The organism is Geomonas limicola, from assembly GCF_014193675.1.
GTDB lineage: Bacteria > Desulfobacterota > Desulfuromonadia > Geobacterales > Geobacteraceae > Geomonas > Geomonas limicola.
Map to the genome: position 1 here is coordinate 622,375 of NZ_BLXZ01000003.1, position 16,230 is coordinate 638,604.

The 16,230-nt window shown below is 65.8% G+C and carries 13 protein-coding genes; 7 read left to right on the forward strand and 6 right to left on the reverse strand.

What is annotated here, in order from left to right; genetic code table 11:
• Nucleotides 1–613: 613 nt before the first annotated feature.
• From H7688_RS09860 to H7688_RS09870, 3 genes are read left to right on the forward strand one after another with little or no spacing between them, the layout of a single operon-like run.
• Nucleotides 614–1,102: a hypothetical protein gene (locus tag H7688_RS09860; protein WP_183360918.1), complete on the forward strand. Its 489-nt coding sequence runs from the start codon at nucleotides 614–616 to the stop codon at nucleotides 1,100–1,102.
• A gap of 45 nt (nucleotides 1,103–1,147) precedes the next feature.
• Nucleotides 1,148–1,678: a DUF2721 domain-containing protein gene (locus H7688_RS09865; RefSeq protein WP_183360919.1), complete on the forward strand. Its 531-nt coding sequence runs from the start codon at nucleotides 1,148–1,150 to the stop codon at nucleotides 1,676–1,678.
• A 28-nt stretch (nucleotides 1,679–1,706) separates the two neighbouring features.
• The gene (locus H7688_RS09870) at nucleotides 1,707–2,489 is read left to right on the forward strand and encodes an amidohydrolase family protein (RefSeq protein ID WP_183360920.1); all 783 of its coding nucleotides are present in this window, start codon (nucleotides 1,707–1,709) and stop codon (nucleotides 2,487–2,489) included.
• 112 nt (nucleotides 2,490–2,601) lie between these two features.
• On the opposite strand, the gene H7688_RS09875 is transcribed toward H7688_RS09870, so the two are convergent.
• Complete coding sequence (locus H7688_RS09875; protein WP_183360921.1) at nucleotides 2,602–3,318, reverse strand: DUF72 domain-containing protein; 717 nt, start codon at nucleotides 3,316–3,318, stop codon at nucleotides 2,602–2,604.
• Nucleotides 3,319–3,598: 280 nt separating this feature from the next.
• On the opposite strand from H7688_RS09875, the gene H7688_RS09880 reads away from it, so the two are divergent.
• Nucleotides 3,599–7,120 (forward strand): hybrid sensor histidine kinase/response regulator, encoded by a 3,522-nt coding sequence (locus H7688_RS09880; RefSeq protein WP_183360922.1) that lies wholly within the window; start codon nucleotides 3,599–3,601, stop codon nucleotides 7,118–7,120.
• A 73-nt stretch (nucleotides 7,121–7,193) separates the two neighbouring features.
• Here the strand turns inward: H7688_RS09880 and H7688_RS09885 are convergent, their stop codons facing one another.
• Together H7688_RS09885 and H7688_RS09890 are read right to left on the reverse strand one after the other, a co-directional pair.
• A complete protein-coding gene (locus H7688_RS09885; protein WP_183360923.1) occupies nucleotides 7,194–7,553 on the reverse strand; it encodes a nuclear transport factor 2 family protein in 360 nt (119 codons plus the stop codon).
• 42 nt (nucleotides 7,554–7,595) lie between these two features.
• A complete protein-coding gene (locus H7688_RS09890; RefSeq protein ID WP_183360924.1) occupies nucleotides 7,596–8,780 on the reverse strand; it encodes an acetylornithine transaminase in 1,185 nt (394 codons plus the stop codon).
• Between the two features lie 516 nt (nucleotides 8,781–9,296).
• Here H7688_RS09890 and H7688_RS09895 point away from each other — a divergent pair.
• From H7688_RS09895 to H7688_RS09905, 3 genes are all read left to right on the forward strand, one after another.
• Nucleotides 9,297–11,009, forward strand: a complete 1,713-nt coding sequence (locus H7688_RS09895; RefSeq protein ID WP_183360925.1) for a YncE family protein — start codon at nucleotides 9,297–9,299, stop codon at nucleotides 11,007–11,009.
• Between the two features lie 86 nt (nucleotides 11,010–11,095).
• Complete coding sequence (locus tag H7688_RS09900) at nucleotides 11,096–11,677, forward strand: c-type cytochrome (protein ID WP_183360926.1); 582 nt, start codon at nucleotides 11,096–11,098, stop codon at nucleotides 11,675–11,677.
• 168 nt (nucleotides 11,678–11,845) lie between these two features.
• Entirely contained in the window at nucleotides 11,846–13,153 is a 1,308-nt protein-coding gene (locus H7688_RS09905; RefSeq protein ID WP_183360927.1) for an MptA/MptB family glycosyltransferase, read from the forward strand.
• On the opposite strand, the gene H7688_RS09910 is transcribed toward H7688_RS09905, so the two are convergent.
• From H7688_RS09910 to H7688_RS09920, 3 genes are all read right to left on the reverse strand, one after another.
• The gene (locus tag H7688_RS09910; protein WP_183360928.1) at nucleotides 13,124–14,623 is read right to left on the reverse strand and encodes a glycosyltransferase; all 1,500 of its coding nucleotides are present in this window, start codon (nucleotides 14,621–14,623) and stop codon (nucleotides 13,124–13,126) included. The two genes, H7688_RS09905 and H7688_RS09910, sit on opposite strands and share 30 nt — an antisense overlap.
• 69 nt (nucleotides 14,624–14,692) lie before the next feature.
• On the reverse strand, nucleotides 14,693–15,217 hold the full coding sequence (locus H7688_RS09915; protein WP_183360929.1) for a hypothetical protein: 525 nt from the start codon (nucleotides 15,215–15,217) through the stop codon (nucleotides 14,693–14,695).
• Nucleotides 15,218–15,231: 14 nt separating this feature from the next.
• Complete coding sequence (locus tag H7688_RS09920) at nucleotides 15,232–16,107, reverse strand: sulfurtransferase (RefSeq protein ID WP_183360930.1); 876 nt, start codon at nucleotides 16,105–16,107, stop codon at nucleotides 15,232–15,234.
• Nucleotides 16,108–16,230: the final 123 nt, after the last annotated feature.

A 16,230-nucleotide genomic window follows, 5' to 3' on the forward strand; every position in this document is an offset into this window, starting at 1 on the left:
CGAGAGGGTGCCTGGGAGCAAAACCTGCGAGCCAGTCAGTCAATTCGTGGTGCCGGCGGTCCCGATGAACCGCCGGGTGCTTCTATATGCAGCCCCTACCCAGGGGTTGTCATAGCTAATGAAAACCGAGTGATTATAACAGAGTTTATCTCGGTAGCACATAAAAAAGAACAGGTTACGCAGAGCAGCGTACCATTTGGACCGAAAGGTTGCCACTTTCATTGGTGCACCCCCAGGAAGGGACGCAGAGTTATCTCGTCATTTCAGCATCTTAGCAGGCGACACTGGAAAGGCGTTTCGAGGCGGCGGTACGACGCCACAAAGACACGGAGGGTACGGAGAGAGGATAAAAAAACGGTTCCGACTCCATAGAAGCGATAGGCTCTCGAGGCTTAGAATCATCCTACCCACAAGGCAAATCCCCCCAGTCCCCTCCTTTTTCAACGTGGGGAACCAAGTAGCACGTTTGCTGACTGAAGATACCCCTTCCCGGATAAAGGGTCCAGGGCCCGACACGTTTTCCCGTGCAACCGACCGGCTGTTCTAATTATGATTTTGTACCGTGGGGCTTTTATGGTATTTTGCCGGCGTTCGGCTGCTACGAGGAAAGCCCATGCACGACATAAGGATCGATACCACGCCGCTTAACCCGATCTACCTGGAGATGGGTGCCGCAGTGCAGGACGCACAGCGGCTCGAGCTCTCCATCTCCTGCATCGTTACCCTGCTCATCGAACTGGGGGGCGGGACCCTGAGCGAGCGCGAGTTTAACGGCTACATGGAGAACCTGGGGGCCCAGACGCTGGGGCGGCTCATCGAGGAGATCAAGCTGAAGGTGGGCTTCACCGACGAGGCGGTCGACACCCTGCGCAGGGCCCTCAAGGCGCGCAACTTCCTGGTGCACCGGTTCTACAACGACCGTTCCGACCTGCTCTTCAACCAGCCGGGCCGGGAGCGGGCACTCGGGGAGATCCGTCAGAAACGCCGGCAGATCAACGACGCGAAGACCATGCTCGACCCGGTGCTGAACGACCTGGTCCGCCTGAAGGGGATCGACGTCGACCAGTTCCGCTTCCACGCGATGAGCCGGTTCGAACACTAAAGGAGCACCATGACAGCAGCCCCCCAGTGTCACCCGCGCCGGAAAATGGCAGCACTCCTCAGCGCCGCACTCCTGGCCCTCCCCCAGAGTTCCTGGGCCATCCAGGTGCGCGAGTTCCAGAACGTCGGCGCCGTGGCACACGTGATCCAGCTCTCGGTCGCGCCGGTCTTCCTGCTTACCGCCATCGGCACCATGCTGAGCGTGATGACCAGCCGCCTGGGGCGGATCATCGACAGGGCCCGGGTACTGGAGGGGAAACTGGAGAACGCACCCGACCACTCGGTGCCGCACCTGCACGCCTACCTCGCCACCCTCTCCCGGCGCGCCGACCTGATCGGGCGAGCCATCACCCTGTGCACCAGCACCGCCGTGGTGGTCTGCACGGTGATCGCGCTCTTGTTCGTCGGCGACTTCCTGCGCTACGACATGTCGCTTCCCGTGGCGCTCATGTTTATCCTGGGGATGATCCTGTTTGTCCTGGGTCTCTTGAATTTCCTGCGCGAGATCTTCATCGCCAAGGCGAGCCTCAAGATCGGCCCGGGGACCCTGCGCCACGGCGCCAACGGAGGCGCCTAACGCCCCTGCCACCCCGAGGAGGTGTTTTATGCAGCACCCCGCAGCCGGCAGTCTCCCCGTCTTCGACAGCCACTTCCACATCGTCGACCGCCGTTTCCCCCTGGTAGCCAACCAGGGGTACCTCCCCGACGACTTCACCTGCAACGACTACCGTGCGCGCACAACCGGCCTCAACCTCGTGGGTGGCGCCATCGTCTCCGGCTCCTTCCAGGCGCTGGACCAGAGCTACCTGCTGGACGCCCTGGCCACCTTGGGTCCCGCCTTTGTCGGCGTCACCCAGCTGCCGGCTTCGGTGAGCGACGAGGAGCTTTTGCACCTGGACCGGGCGGGAGTGCGGGCGGTACGTTTCAACGTGAAGCGCGGCGGGTCGGAGGGGGTGGAGCACCTGGAGCGGATGGCCTTCAGGGTCCACGAACTGGTCGGGTGGCACGTGGAACTCTACATCGATTCCCGCGAACTGGACGACCTGGCGACGACCCTCACCGGGCTGCCGTCGGTAAGCATCGACCACCTGGGGCTCTCCCGGGAGGGGTTCCCTACCCTGCTGAAGCTCGCAGAACTGGGGGTGCGGGTCAAGGCGACCGGGTTCGGCCGGGTGGATTTCGAGGTAAAAACGGCCCTGCGAGAACTTGCCGCGGCGAACCCGGCGGCGCTCATGTTCGGCACCGACCTCCCCTCGACCCGGGCACCGCGCCCCTACCAGGACCGGAATCTCGACACCGTGATCGAGGCGCTGGGAGAGGATCTGGCCCAAAAGGCCCTGGCGCTCAACGCGCTCGACTTTTACCGTCCGCGACTGCGCCGCGGCTGAGTCTTTTCCCGCTGCACCGGCACCGGTCCAGGCCCATGCCGGTGTCGCGCAGGCGCTACCCAAGGCCAGGCAGGGTCGGCAGCGAGGCGCCACCCCGCCGCTCGCACCCCCGTTACCCATCCCCCGAGCCGGCCGCCAGTTCCAGGAGCTCATCGGCGAGCTGAGGCCCCTTCGCCTCCTCCTCGTGCTTGAAGAAGACAAAGACCTCACTCCAGCCGACCGACCGGATCCTCTCCAGCCACCCCTTCAACTGCACCGCGTCGTAGTCGGCTCGCCTGAGCCTCAGGTAACCCCAGGGGGCGCTCGCCAAGAGCGGCACCTCGAAATCGGTCTCGCCGTCTGCGACGCAGAGCGCAATCCCCTTGTCCCGCAACAGCGCGTAGACCTCCTCGTCGAGCCAGGAGCGGTGCCTGAACTCGAAGGCGACCCGGAAGTAGTTGAGGGGGACACTGCGCAGGAAGCCGCGCAGCAAGGGGAGATCCCTGGCGAAGTCGGGGGGGAGCTGGAAGAGCACCGGCCCCAGGCGCTCCCGGAGCACGCCGGCCACACCGAGGAAATAGGAGACCGCCTCCTCGGTTTCGCGCAGTCGCTGCCAGTGGGTGATGCGCTGCGGCGCCTTCAGTGCGAAACGAAAGGAGGCGGGGACCTGGGCCGCCCACCCCTCCAGGAGCTCCGGCTTGGGCATCCGGTGGAAGGTGTTGTTGATTTCAACCGTGGCGAAGCGCTCCCCGTAGTACTTCAGCATCTGCTTTTCCGGCAGGTCCTGCGGGTAGAAGGCCCCTTTCCACTGGGTATAGGAAAAACCGCTGGTGCCGACGTAGAGGTTCATGGCGTACCTCCGGCTGTTTCCCGGCGACCTCGCAGCCTGCTCTCTGTGGTGAGCAGCCGGCATTCCGCAATGGCCTACCGGGAAAGAGATTGTAAGAAAAACCACCACATTTACTAAAGTATATGCTCAATCAACCGATACGGTAATGGCAATTATCTGCAGCGCTGGTGTCACGACGCCGGGATCCACCAGCGAGGGAAGCACTCAGAGCCCTCGGGATCCTGAATCAGCCGGCAAGAACACCGCTTCATCCAGATTTCCGCAAAGCGAGAAACAGACCATGGGTACACGACACACATTCTGGTCCCTGGTTGCGGCCCTCATCCTGGCGGCGCTACTGGCGATCGCCCCGGGGGACGCCGCAGCCGCCTCTCCGGCAGGGCGCAAGCCGGTCGTACTGATTCTCAACTCGTACAACATCGGCTACGACTGGTCCGACGACGAGTTCGCCGGGGTCCAGAAGGTCCTGGGAAACTCCCCCCTGCACCCTACCATCCTCATCGAGTACCTCGATTCCAAGCGCTTCCCCGGCAAGACCCACTTCTCCCGCGAGGCCGATCTCCTGGCGGCCAAGTTCCGCAACGACCTGAAGCCGGACGTCATCCTGGCCATGGACAACGCGGCGCTCGAGTTCGCCACCAGGTACCGTCCGGCCATCTTCCCCGGCAAGAGCATCGTGTTCTGCGGGGTGAACGACTACGCCCCTGCCATGATCGCCGGGGAGAAAGGGATCACCGGCATCGCCGAAAACCACGACGTCACGGGGACGCTGGAGCTTGCCCTGCGCCAGTTCCCGGGGACCCGCGAGGTCCTGGCGGTGCACGACTATACCGACACCGGTCTCGCCATGCGCAACGAGATCCTCAAGGCTGCCCAGCGTTTTCCGAGCCTCAAGGTGATTTCGGCCCCGGAGCAGACCATTGAGCAGCTGCAGGAGCAACTCGGGAAACTGCGCGAGGGGCAACTCGTGGTGCTGCTCTCCTACGGCGCGGAGAAGTCAGGACGGATCTTCACCCTGGGCGAGGCGGCGGAGCTGGTGACCAAGGCGGCACGGGTCCCGGTCTTCGCAACGCACGCACCGCACCTGGGACACGGGGTGGTCGGCGGCATGATGATGGAGGGGCGGGCCCAGGGCGAGGTTGCGGCGCGGCTTGCCGAAGCGGTGCTGAAGGGAAAGCGGCCCGAACAGTACCCGGTCTTCACCGGGAAGATGTCGGCCCCCATGTTCGACTACCTCCAGCTGGAGCGGTTCGGACTCAACACCAAGAAGCAGGAGCTGCCGCCGGGGAGCAAGGTGATCAACACCCCCAGGTCGTTCTACCGGGTCAACAAGGCGCTGGTCTGGTCGAGCCTCGCCCTGATCGGGCTCCTGACCCTCGCCCTGGTCGCGGTGACCATCAACGCCCGGCGCCAGCTGGCGATCCGGGCCCTCGAGGAGGCGAACCACGCCTACCGGCACCTGCTGGACAGCGTGGCGGACGGCATCTACATCTTCGACTTCGAGGGGACGGTCATCGAGGCCAACAGCGCGGCGCTGCACTACAGCGGCTTCTCGCGGCAGCAGCTCATCGGCCGAAGTATCGCCGATGTGGTGTCTCCCGAGTTGACCCGCCTGGTGCCCGAACGCCTGGAGCAGATCGTCACCCGCGGCTATGCCCTGTACGAATCGTGCCACGTAAGCCAGGACGGCCAGGAGATCCCGGTCGAGATCAATGCCCAGGTCGCCAAGTTCAGGGGCGAGCCGTGCATCATCAGCATCACCCGCGACATCACGATGCGCAAGCAGACCGAGCAGGAACTGCGCGTCCAGGCGGTCACCCTGGAGGGGGAGATCGCCGAGCGCCAGCAGGTCGAGGAGCAGCTGCGCCAGGAGCGCGACAACGTACGCTCCCTCTTCGACGCCGCCCCGGTCGGCATGATGCTGGTCGATCCGGAGTTCCAGGTGGTCGATACGAACTCGGCACTCACCCGCCTGATCGGCACCCCGGTGGAGCAGATCCTGGGACTGCAACCGGGGGTGGCCCTGGATTGCCGCCGGGTGGAGAGCGGCGGAAACTGCGGCCGCGCCGCGGACTGCTCGGCCTGCCGGCTGCGCAACTGCATCTCCGCCGCGCTGACCCGGGGGTCCGGCACCCAGGGAATCGAGGTGCAGCACATGCTCCTCAAGGGACACCCCTTCGAGCAGCTCTGGCTGCGCTTCAGCGTGGAGCCGGTCTCCTTCGACGGCAAGCGGCACGCGCTCGTCGCCATCGACGACGTAAGCCGCCAGCGCATCATGGAGGAGCAGATCCTCTCGGAAAAGGAGCGACTGGCGGTGACCCTGGCCTCGCTCGGCGAGGGGGTGATCACCACCGACCCCGAGGGAGCCATTACCCTCATGAACCGGGCGGCACAGCAGCTGACCGGCTGGGACAGCGCGCAGGCACTCGGCAAGCCGCTCGTCACGGTGGTCCGGTTGCTGCGCAAGGCAAGCCGGGTCCCGATCGAGGGGCTGGAGCGGGTTGCCGAGCAGGAACTGGTGCTCGAGGCCGGCGGGCACGTGCTCCTGGTAACCGGCAACGGGCGCGAGTTGCACGTCACCGGGAGCATCGCGCCGATGCGCGACCTGGAGCAGCGCACCATCGGCCAGGTCCTGGTGCTGCGCGACATGACCGAGAAGCACGAGCTGGAAAACGAGCTGTTCCAGGCGAGGAAGCTGGAGTCCCTGGGGGTGCTGGCGGGGGGATTGGCCCACGACCTCAACAACCTTTTGACCGCCATCATCGGCAACATCTCCATCGCCGAGGTGAAGGCGCGCGGCAACACCGAGCTGCAGCCCTTTTTGTCCCGCGCCCTCAAGGCTTCCGAGCGCACCGGCGACCTCACCCACCAGCTTTTGACCTTCGCCAAGGGGGGCGCCCCGGTCAAGAAGGTCACCTCGCTGCAGCACATCGTGAAAGATTCCGCCGAGTTCGCCCTGCGCGGCTCCAACATCCGCTGCGAGTACGAGATCCCCGAGCAGCTCTACCCGGTGGCGGTCGACGTGGGGCAGATGAGCCAGGTGATCAACAACCTGGTGATCAACGCCAAGCAGGCCATGCCGGAGGGGGGGATTCTGACCATCAGCATGGAGAACCTGTCGCTCTACAGCATGGGGGGGGGGCGCCCGGGGCGCTACGTCCGGGTGCAGGTGCGGGACCAGGGGGTCGGGATCCCGGCCGAGCACCTGGAGCGCATCTTCGACCCCTACTTCACCACCAAGAAGACCGGCAACGGCCTGGGGCTCGCCTCGGTGCACGCCATCATCGCCAAGCACGACGGTGCGCTGAAGGTGGAGTCGACCGTGGGTGTCGGCACGGCCTTCTCCTTTGTCCTTCCCGCGAACCTCGGCGGGACCGAGGTCGCCGAACCAGTCGATGAGGGGGCCTTCCGGGACAGCGGGCGGGTGCTGGTGATGGACGACGACCCGACCATCATCGAGACCCTCGGAGAGATGCTGCGACTCATCGGCTACGAGGTGGTGACCTGTGAAGACGGGCGCAGCGCGATCCGGTTGTTCCGGGAGGCGGCGGCCCAGGGGGATCCCTTCAAGCTGGCCCTGATGGATCTGACCATTCCGGGGGGACTGGGAGGAGAACAGGCGACCCGCGAGCTGATCCGGGATTTCCCGGAGGCGAAGATCGTGGTGGCAAGCGGCTACAGCGATTCGGCGGTGATGGCGGACTACGCAGCACACGGCTTCTGCGCCGCCATTGCCAAACCCTACACGATTAGCGTGGTGTCGGAGGTGCTGCGTAACCTGAACCTGCCGGCGGCGGCGTGACGACTACTGCTCAGTAGCGATAGTCTCGCTGCTGTTGGCGTTCCGGCGGGAACCCGGCGGTTCCCGCGGCGTTTCAGGGGGCGTAGTGGGCGAAGGCACGGCGCACCTTGCCGTCCGGGCCGAAGTGGAAGACCTCGGCACTCAGGCGCCCGCGCGCGCCGCGGTAGTAGAGGGTGATCGAGTCGATGCCGATCAAGAGCTCGAGCAGCTCGAAGCTCAGGTCCGGGATGAGCTCGAGCGCGCGGCCCCAGTAGGCCCCCACCGCATCCTTGCCGGTCAGCCGCCCGCTGGGCTCCCCGGCGATCTGGCAGATGACCGGAGAGTTCATCTCGAAGTCGTCGCTGTAATGGCTGAGTATCCGGGCCAGATCATGGCTGTTCCAGGCCGCCAGCCACTCCTCGGCGAAACGTCGGGCAAATGCTGCGTCGATCATTCTCCCCCCTCAGAAGCCTCCCCGACAGCTGAAAGCGTCATCTCACTCCTTCGCCAGCACCTCATCCAGGATCTGATCCAGTATCCCCAGACAGACCGCGATCTCGTCGATGGTCACGTTCAGGGCTGGCATGAAGCGGAGCACCTCGGGACGTGCGGCGTTCACGATCAGGCCCCGTTCCCGGGCCAGCTCGGCGATGGCCTCGGCCTTGGGCTGCGGCAGGACCAGGGCGAGCAACAGCCCGGCGCCACGCACCTCGCCCAGGTGGTGCTTGCGGGAGAGCTGCATGAGTCCGTAACGCAAGGTCTCGCCCAGCTCACCGACCCGTTCCAGAAACCCCGGCCGCAAGAGTTCCTCGAGGACCGCGCAGCCGACCGCCGCCATGAGCGGGTTGCCGTTGTAGGTCCCCCCCTGGTCGCCCGGCTCGAAGCAGCAGACCTCCTCCTTGGCAAGGAGCGCCGCGAGCGGCACGCCGGCGCCGATCCCTTTCCCCAAGGTCATGATGTCGGGCTCGATCCCGGCCTGCTGGTAGGCAAAGAGCGTCCCGGTACGCCCCATGCCGGTCTGCACCTCGTCGCAGATCAGGAGGATCCCCTTGTCCCGGGTGAGGCGCCTGAGGGCCTGGAGGTACTCGCGGCTCGCCGGGATCACCCCCGCCTCACCCTGGACCGGCTCCAGCATGACCGCCACGGTCTCGGAGCCGATGCTCCCCACCACCGCGTCCAGGTCGTTCAGCGGGACCTTGATGAAGCCCGGCACCTTCGGCTCGAAGAGCGCTTCCCAGTGCGGTTTCCCGGAGGCCGACATGGTGGCCAGGGTGCGACCGTGGAAGCCGTTGACCATGGTGATGATCTGGTAGGCGCCGTTTCGGTGCACGGTGCCCCACTTGCGGGCCAGCTTGATAGCCCCCTCGTTGGCCTCGGCACCGCTGCTGGCGAAGAAGACACGCTGAAAGCAGCTGTGCGCCACCAGCTGGTTGGCAAGGCGCAGCGCCTGGTCGTTGTAGAAGGCAGGGCTCGGGCTGATGAGCCGGCTCGCCTGGTTACTGAGCGCCTCCACCACGATGCGGGGGCTGTGCCCCAGGCAGTTCACGGCCCACCCCTGGATGAAGTCCAAGTAGCGCTTCCCTTCGTGGTCGGTGAGCCAGGAACCGCTGCCGTGCACCATGACACTGGCAGGACGCTTGGTGATGTTCATCAACGCCTGGTAGGCAGATTCTTCGAGCACGGTGGCCTCCTCCAACTAGCCGGGATCAGTATGAGTCAGCGCTAAATCTGCCCTCCCCGCCGGGAAATGTCAAGACACCAGAGGGTGACACTTCCTTGCACGCCTCTGCGGCCCGCCGGGTAGCTACCCCCGGCGCGTGGTACACGGGACCCGGCACGGGGAGGTTCGGAGGCCGACGCGAGCCTGCAATGGGGCCACGGGAGAAAACCGGGCCGAGACACTGTCTAGTAAATTGGTAGAGTTAATATTTTTATCTTGACAGTTCCAGCGACTCAGGTTATAAACGCGACACACTTAGCACCATCCAAGACGGCTGACCAGAAAACTGGAGGCCAGGCAGAGAGCGAACCGGCTCCGCCTGGCCTCTTTTTTTTCGCGCAGCATTGCCACAACCAGACCAGACACGCTGACCAGACACCTGGAGGCCAAGAGCGGCGACCCGCCCACTTGGCCTTTTTTGTTGGCAGATCAGGAACCGGCTTTGACCCGGAACCCAAACCACCCAAGGAGGTAGCAATGAAGAAACTGTCCCGTCTCCTGTGGGCGGCGACCACCGTCGTCTCCCTCGCCCTGTCCGGTTGCGGCAGTACCAGCGCCGGGCCCACCAACTCACCGGCCGCCAGCAGCAAGGTCACCATCAACGGCTCGCTCGAGCCCGGCGCCGCCAAATCGACCGCGAAGGCCGCCGCAGGCGCCGCCGGGAGCATCGGCACGGTCACCGCCATCGACGCGGCCACCGGCGCGGTACTGAGCGCCACCCCCGCGAGCATCGTCCCGGACTTAAGCGGCACGGGCGGCAGTTTCAGCGGGCTGAGCTTCACCCCCCCCAGCAGCCAGGCCGGGGTGATCCTCAAGGCGACGCTCAGCAACGGCAAGGTCTACCGGGCCCTGATCGCCAGCCAGCTCGCCGCGGCGAGCACGGTGAACGCCAGCGTCGGCCCCAACTCGGACGCCATCGTCACCGCGGTCTCCGGTGCCTTGAACGTCACCGGGGTGCTGGGTGACAATGGGGTCAAGGTACCGAGCGGCACCAAGCTTGCCGACGTGGCGAGCGCGGTGACCAGCGTCTCGAGCGCGCTGTTGCCCAAGCTCGAGACCGGCTACGTGATCGACACCGGCGGTAACGGCTCGGCAGTCCCCGGCGTGACGCTCCTCGACCGGGTGGCGCAGGCGATCGTCAAGACGGTCCGCTTCACCAACCAGGTCGGCACCAGGATCGGCCACTTCGCCAACGTGACCGCCGACGGCTCGGAGCTCTGGCTTTGCAGCGGCCAGGGGGGTGCCAGCGGCTCGATGAACGTCTACGACACCGCGGCCTTCAAAAACTACAGCACGCTCAACGACAGCAACCAGGCGAGTTTCATCAAGCACTCCTTTCCCAAGGGTTGCGGGGTGCAGAACGTGCAGTCGCCGGACGGCCGCTACCTTTTCGCCTCGGTGGACCAGGCACCCAAAGGGGTGAACGTCTTCGACGTGAAGAACCACGCCTATCTCGGCACCATCACCAACGGCAACACGGCACCGCACGTAGGGGCCATCTCCGCCGACGGCACCAAGTACTACACGACCACGGCCGGCTCCTCCCACGCGGTGGGCTACGACATCTCCGGGCTCCCCGCCAAGGTCCCCGGCGACGCCGACAAGGTCCTGGACGTCAACCTGGGCTACGGCAGTCTGCACGCGGTGCGACTGCACCCCAACGGCAAGTACCTCTTCGTGGGGAACAACACCTGGCCGGTCCCCTCGCCGCTCCCCTCCACCATCACGGCGGCCACCTCCGGCACCAACGTGATCGACATCGCCACCCAGAAGATCATCGCCACCATACCGGGGCGTCCGCACAACTACGCGATCTCCCCGGACGGCAAGTACCTCCTGGTCACCGAGCTCTCCTCGCCGGATTGCGAAGTCTCGCTGCCGGGCGACCCGGGGAACCGGCTGCAGTTCATCGACATCTCGACCCTGGCGAGCGCGACACCCGACGCGTCCAAGATCAAGGATATCTACCACTTCGACACCCCAGGTTACGGCGGCAGCCACGCCAGCTGGGATCCGACCACCGGCGTTTTGTACTACTCGGTGTACGACACCAATAACCAGGGGTGGCTCTTCCTGCTCGACACCGCCAACCTGGCAGCTGCCACCCCGAGCGTGACCCAGCTGGGGAGCAAGCAGAAGATCGGCTGGGCGCCGCACGGCGTGCTGTTCCCGGGCATAAATGGCGACTGATGAACACCGCCGCCTCCGGGACGGAGAAACCAGGTCCCGGAGGCGGCAACCAAGATGAACGGACGTACGACGAGGAGGACGAGACTATGAGAACGACTCTGGAAAAGGTATGGGGCGCCCTGCTCCTGGCGACGGTGCTGGCAATTGCCGGGTGTGGCAGTGGGGGAACCGGGGGAGCGGCCGCCTCGGCGCCGGCCGCGACGCAGCTGGCGGCGCCCTCCGCCCTGGCCGCCACCGGCGGGATCAACAAGGTAACCCTCAGCTGGGACCAGGTAGTGGGCGCCGACTACTACAACATCTACTGGTCGACCAACCCGGGGGTCACCAAAACCAGCGGGCAGAAGATTACCACGGCAACGAGCCCCTACCTGCAGACCGGCATCACCGTGAGCCAGACCTACTACTACATCGTCACGGCGGTGAACGACGCCGGGGAGAGCGCGCCCTCCAGCCAGGCCGCGACGGTTGTCGCCACCGACGGTGCCGGGCTCTACCAGAACTATTGTGCCAATTGCCACGGTCCGATCGCCACCACGAGCATCAAGGAAGGGACGCCGGACAACATACGGGCCGCCATCGCGGCCGACCGCGGTGGCATGGGGTGGCTCTCCTCGTTTCTCTCCTCCCAGCAGATCGACCTGATCGCGCAACAGTTGCCGTGTCATTAGGCGCCAGAGTGTGGTAAAACGGTGCGGCTGGGGAGTGGCCTGCCTCCCGCGGCGCACCTGACACCACCAGCCAGAAAAACCAAAGACACCGTGGCCTTGAGAGATCTGACAACCTGCAGCTCCCCACCGCTCGACACGAAACTGGTGCGGTGGGGAGTGCCGAGCCTTATGCTTCTTGCCGCGGGGTCGCTCGCACTCAGGCCCGAACTGCGTCTCGCCATCCCGGAACTGGTCGGCGTAACGGCGGCCATGGTGCTTCTGCTCTGTTTTGCCCTGTACCGGGGCGACCACGGCGGTATCGGGTGGTCGCCCCGCTTCATCATCGGCGTCGCGCTCCTGCTGCGGCTCATGTTCCTCGCCGCTCCGCCCCAGCTCTCCGACGACCTCTACCGCTACCTTTGGGACGGCAACAACACCCTGAGGGGGATCAACCCGTACCTGGCAGCTCCGGCCCACGTGACGCCGCCCGCCTCGCTCCAGCCCCTGCACGCGCTCATCAACCATCCCGAGTACGTCACCATCTACCCCCCCACGGCGCAGCTCATCTTCGCCGGCGGTGCCGCACTGGGCGGGCTCACGGGTCTCAAGGCGCTCCTGGTCCTCTTCGACCTCGCGCTCTGCGGCCTGCTCGTCCTCCTCATGCGCCAGCTCGCCCTCCCCGCCTGGCCGGTGGTGCTCTACGCCTGGAACCCGCTGCCGGTCCTGGAAATAGCCGGATCGGGTCACGTCGACGGCGCGGGGCTCACCCTCCTGGCCGGGGCGCTGCTCCTTACCCTGCGGGGGGTGCAGCGTGACGGTGAGGCGCCACGGCGCTGGCTACCATTTTGCGCGGGACTCCTCTGCGCCGTGGCCTGCCTGGTGAAGCTCTTCCCGCTCCCCCTCACCCCGGTTTTGTTCCTCGTCACTCCGCGACCGCGCCGCCTGCAGTTTTCGCTGGGGTGGGTGGTCGGCCTGGCGGCGCTCGTGCTCCCCTTCTGGCCCGAACTGTCGCACATCACGCAGAGCCTCGACGCCTACGCCCGCAGCTGGGAGTTCGCCGGGTTCGCCTTCAACACGCTGCGCGCCGCGACCGGCTCGGGGAACACGGCACGCCTCATCCTCTCCTTAAGCTTTGCGTGCTGCGTGATCTTCTTTCTGGTGAAGCTGGCCCGGGAGCTGGAGAAGGCCGGCCCCGTCGAGCGGGGACGGGCCGCGCTCCGGGCCTGTTACCGGATCTCCCTGGCACTCCTGCTGCTCACCCCGACGCTGCAACCCTGGTACGCGCTGAACCTCGCGGCCCTGCTTCCAATGGCCGGGGGACCGGCGGGGCTGGTCTTCTGCTGGACGGTGCTGCTCACCTACCGGGTGCAGATTCCGTACTTCTTGTTGGGGAAATGGCTCGAGAGCGGGCCGGTAACCGCGGCGGTCTTCCTGGCACCGGCACTGGCCTGGCTGCTGGCAAGGATGCTAGGAGGCAGGGCGACCCGCCCCAGCTGAGAAAAGGGACTCCGCCAGGTCCTTCATAAGCACCAGGGCAAAGCCAAAGGGGAAGAGCAGGAAGAGCGGAACGGCGAGCCAGGTCTCGCGCTCCCAGGCAAAGGCAAGCGGGAGCAGGGAGTATCCCAGGAGCACGAAGTTCATGAGAATGTAGGGGAGATTTTTCTGGCGGTAGAGAAAGGCGAGACCCGGCAGGTGCTCGCGCCCCTGCACGCCGAACTTGGGGGTGCGCTCGAAGGTGCCCCCCTTTTGGAACGCCCCCTTGAGGACCGAGAGCGCGATGCTCGGGGCAAGCCCGATGGTGAGCGCCGGCAGGAGCAGCACGTCGCGCAACCGGTTGGAGCCGGTTTTCAGGCTATAGCAAAGGAAGTAGCCCATGATGGCACCGCTGGTGGCGAGGAACAGGGGGAGATCCAGGCGCAGCATCTGGTGCAGCCCGATCCCCACCCGCCAGGTGATCGCCGGGTACAGGGTCAGCATGACCACCAGCCCCATAAGCCAGTAGATGTTGGCCATGAGGTGCGCGAGCGCCTCCAGCTTCACGGCAAGCGGCAGGCGCTCGCGCAACAGCCGCGGCAGGATCTTCCGGGCGGTCTGAATCGACCCCTTGGCCCAGCGCTGCTGCTGGCTGCGCAACGCCGCCATGGTGACGGGGAGTTCGGAGGGGACCTGGCACTCCTCACGGTACACGAAGCGCCAGCCGGCCAGTTGCGCGCGGTAGCTCAGGTCGAGGTCCTCGGTCACCGTGTCGGCATGCCAGCCACCGGCCGACGCGATGGCGCCACGGCGCCAGACCCCGGCGGTACCGTTGAAGTTGAAGAAGAGTCCGCGCAGGTAGCGCACCCGGTGCTCGATGCTGAAGTGCGGACCGAGCAAAAGCGCCTGGATCCCGGTGAACCAGGAGTACTCCGCGTTGCAGAAGCCCCAGCGGGTCTGCACCATGCCGACCTTGGGGTCGCCAAACCAGGGGACGGTCTTTTCCAGGAAATCTGCCGGCGGAATGAAATCGGCATCGAAGACCGCGACCAGCTCCCCCTTGGCCAGGGTCAGCCCGTGCGCCAGCGCCCCCGCCTTGAACCCCTCACGTCCCTCCCGCCGCACCACCGTCAGATCCACACCCTGCGCCCGCCACCAGGCCGCCCGCTCGTCAACCAGTTCGCGGGTGTCGTCATCGGAATCGTCCAGCACCTGGATCTCCAGGCGCCCGGCCGGCCAGCCAAGCTGCGCCGCGGCATCGAGCAGCCGAGCCGCCACGAAGCGCTCGTTGTAGAGCGGCAGCTGCACGGTGACCAGCGGGAAGTTCTCCGGCGCCGAGCCCGAGCTCCCCTCACCCGAGGGCGGCGGGAGCTCGGGCTCGGAGTCGCCAGCATACAGGCAGCGCAGCAGCCAGAGCCGGTGCAGTCCGTAGAGGGAAAGCCCGGCGAGGGCGGCGAAGTGGAGCGCGGTGAGGATGGGGAGCAGGATGGACATGAGAACCAATGGATAATTGACGATTGACGATTGACAATGACGGCTGAAAGCCTTGGGACGGTGGGGCGGCTACGGTTCTTCGGGCTCGGGGCAGTCACAGGGGACACCCAGGGGCTTTTCCTCGAAGAGGTAGCGGCCCGGATGCCAGGCGCGCAGCGCCGCGGGGCCGCCGACGGTGCCGGAGACATCCTCGCCAGACACCAGCCAGAATTTCCTGGTCCAGTCGCGCCAGGTCCCGGTTAATTCGATCCGCCCCTGGCTGTCGCTCACCCCTCGCGCCACGACCTGCCCGGCGGGCGGCTCCTCTTCGATGCGCACCAGCGCATAGGCCGCGCGCGGCTGCAACCCGGCCGCACTGAGGGTGAAGGTGCCACGGGACTCGCGGTAGACCAGCTTCCCGCTGGCCCCTCCCCTGACGACCTGCCAGGTGGCCGGATCCTTGGCGAAGAGGAGCAGCTTCTTCTTGCCCGTTCCGGTTGCCCCCCTCCCCGCTCCCTCGCCGGGCGCCGCGGCGTTTCCCGGCGTCCCCATTCCCAGGACAAGCAGGAGCACTAAAAGGCTCCAGAGCGGCCGCATCTCGAGAGATTTCAGCATCGCCACGGCTTTTGCTACTGGGCCCGTTTTTCCCAGGCCGCCCAGCTCCCCTTGTAGTTGCGCGCCTCCGGCAGACCCGAGAGCTGGTGCACGGTCCAGGCGTAGGCCGAACGGACACCCCCCAGGCAGTAGTAGGCGACCGGCTTGGTGGGATCGACGCCGTGCTTCGCCAGGAGCTTCTTCAGTTCGGCCGGCGGCAGCGGGTGGCGGTCCTTGCCGGTGTAGAAATCCTCCCAGGGGATGTGCACGGCACCGGGAATGCGCCCCTTGAACCATTCGAAGGTGGAACGGACGTCCACCAGTTGCACGCCGGTTTTACGCTGCACCTCCTCGGTGGCGATCAGGTACTGGGGCTTGGGATCGGCCTGGTAGTGGGCCTTGCGGGCCGGCTGCCTCTCGCTTCCCTTCACCAGTGCAAAGCCGCTGGCGCTCCAGGCCTGGATGCCGCCGCTCAAAAGCCGGATCGGCCCCTTGTGCCCCAGCCAGGAGAAGAGCCAGGCGTCGTACCCTTCGCTCCCCCAGCTCTTGTCAGCGTCACCGTAGATGACCAGCGGGGTTTTCTCGTCGATCCCCAGCCCGGAGAGCGCCTGGGCAAGTTCCTGGGGCGGGAAGCTGCTGTACTTCACCCCTTTGGCGTCGGTGCGGGTGTAGCTCTCCCAGTAGAACGGGATCGCCCCCGGGAGGTGCCCGGCCTCCCATTCCGCCTTCGGGCGGGCATCGAGCACCAGCCACTTGCCGGCACTTCCCTTAAGTGTTACGGGGTCGATGAGCCCCAGGTCGGCTGCAGCGCAGCTGAGCGAGGTGACCAGGATGAGCGCGGCGGCTCCCAGAAGCCGGCGGGCAGAGGTGCGGACGGAGTGCGGCATCAGGCGTGATAGGAATTTCTGCATGGCAGGTCGCTCCTGTTGATTGTTGTCTCTCGTGTCATTAGCTTTCCTGATGAGTGCTGCTCTTCCGCCAGTGCGTCCCCTCCCCTTTTAGAACGGAGACCAGGAGGTGGTGGATAGGGATCA

Bases quoted from the DNA above. Each gene is read 5' to 3' on its own strand.
- H7688_RS09865 (WP_183360919.1), top strand. From the start codon at position 1,148: ATGGCAGCACTCCTCAGCGCCGCACTCCTGGCCCTCCCCCAGAGTTCC.
- H7688_RS09920 (WP_183360930.1), bottom strand. From the start codon at position 16,107: ATGCAGAAATTCCTATCACGCCTGATGCCGCACTCCGTCCGCACCTCT.
- H7688_RS09905 (WP_183360927.1), top strand. From the start codon at position 11,846: ATGCTTCTTGCCGCGGGGTCGCTCGCACTCAGGCCCGAACTGCGTCTC.
- H7688_RS09910 (WP_183360928.1), bottom strand. From the start codon at position 14,623: ATGTCCATCCTGCTCCCCATCCTCACCGCGCTCCACTTCGCCGCCCTC.
- H7688_RS09900 (WP_183360926.1), top strand. From the start codon at position 11,096: ATGAGAACGACTCTGGAAAAGGTATGGGGCGCCCTGCTCCTGGCGACG.
- H7688_RS09885 (WP_183360923.1), bottom strand. From the start codon at position 7,553: ATGATCGACGCAGCATTTGCCCGACGTTTCGCCGAGGAGTGGCTGGCG.
- H7688_RS09875 (WP_183360921.1), bottom strand. From the start codon at position 3,318: ATGAACCTCTACGTCGGCACCAGCGGTTTTTCCTATACCCAGTGGAAA.
- H7688_RS09880 (WP_183360922.1), top strand. From the start codon at position 3,599: ATGGGTACACGACACACATTCTGGTCCCTGGTTGCGGCCCTCATCCTG.
- H7688_RS09870 (WP_183360920.1), top strand. From the start codon at position 1,707: ATGCAGCACCCCGCAGCCGGCAGTCTCCCCGTCTTCGACAGCCACTTC.
- H7688_RS09895 (WP_183360925.1), top strand. From the start codon at position 9,297: ATGAAGAAACTGTCCCGTCTCCTGTGGGCGGCGACCACCGTCGTCTCC.
- H7688_RS09860 (WP_183360918.1), top strand. From the start codon at position 614: ATGCACGACATAAGGATCGATACCACGCCGCTTAACCCGATCTACCTG.
- H7688_RS09915 (WP_183360929.1), bottom strand. From the start codon at position 15,217: ATGCTGAAATCTCTCGAGATGCGGCCGCTCTGGAGCCTTTTAGTGCTC.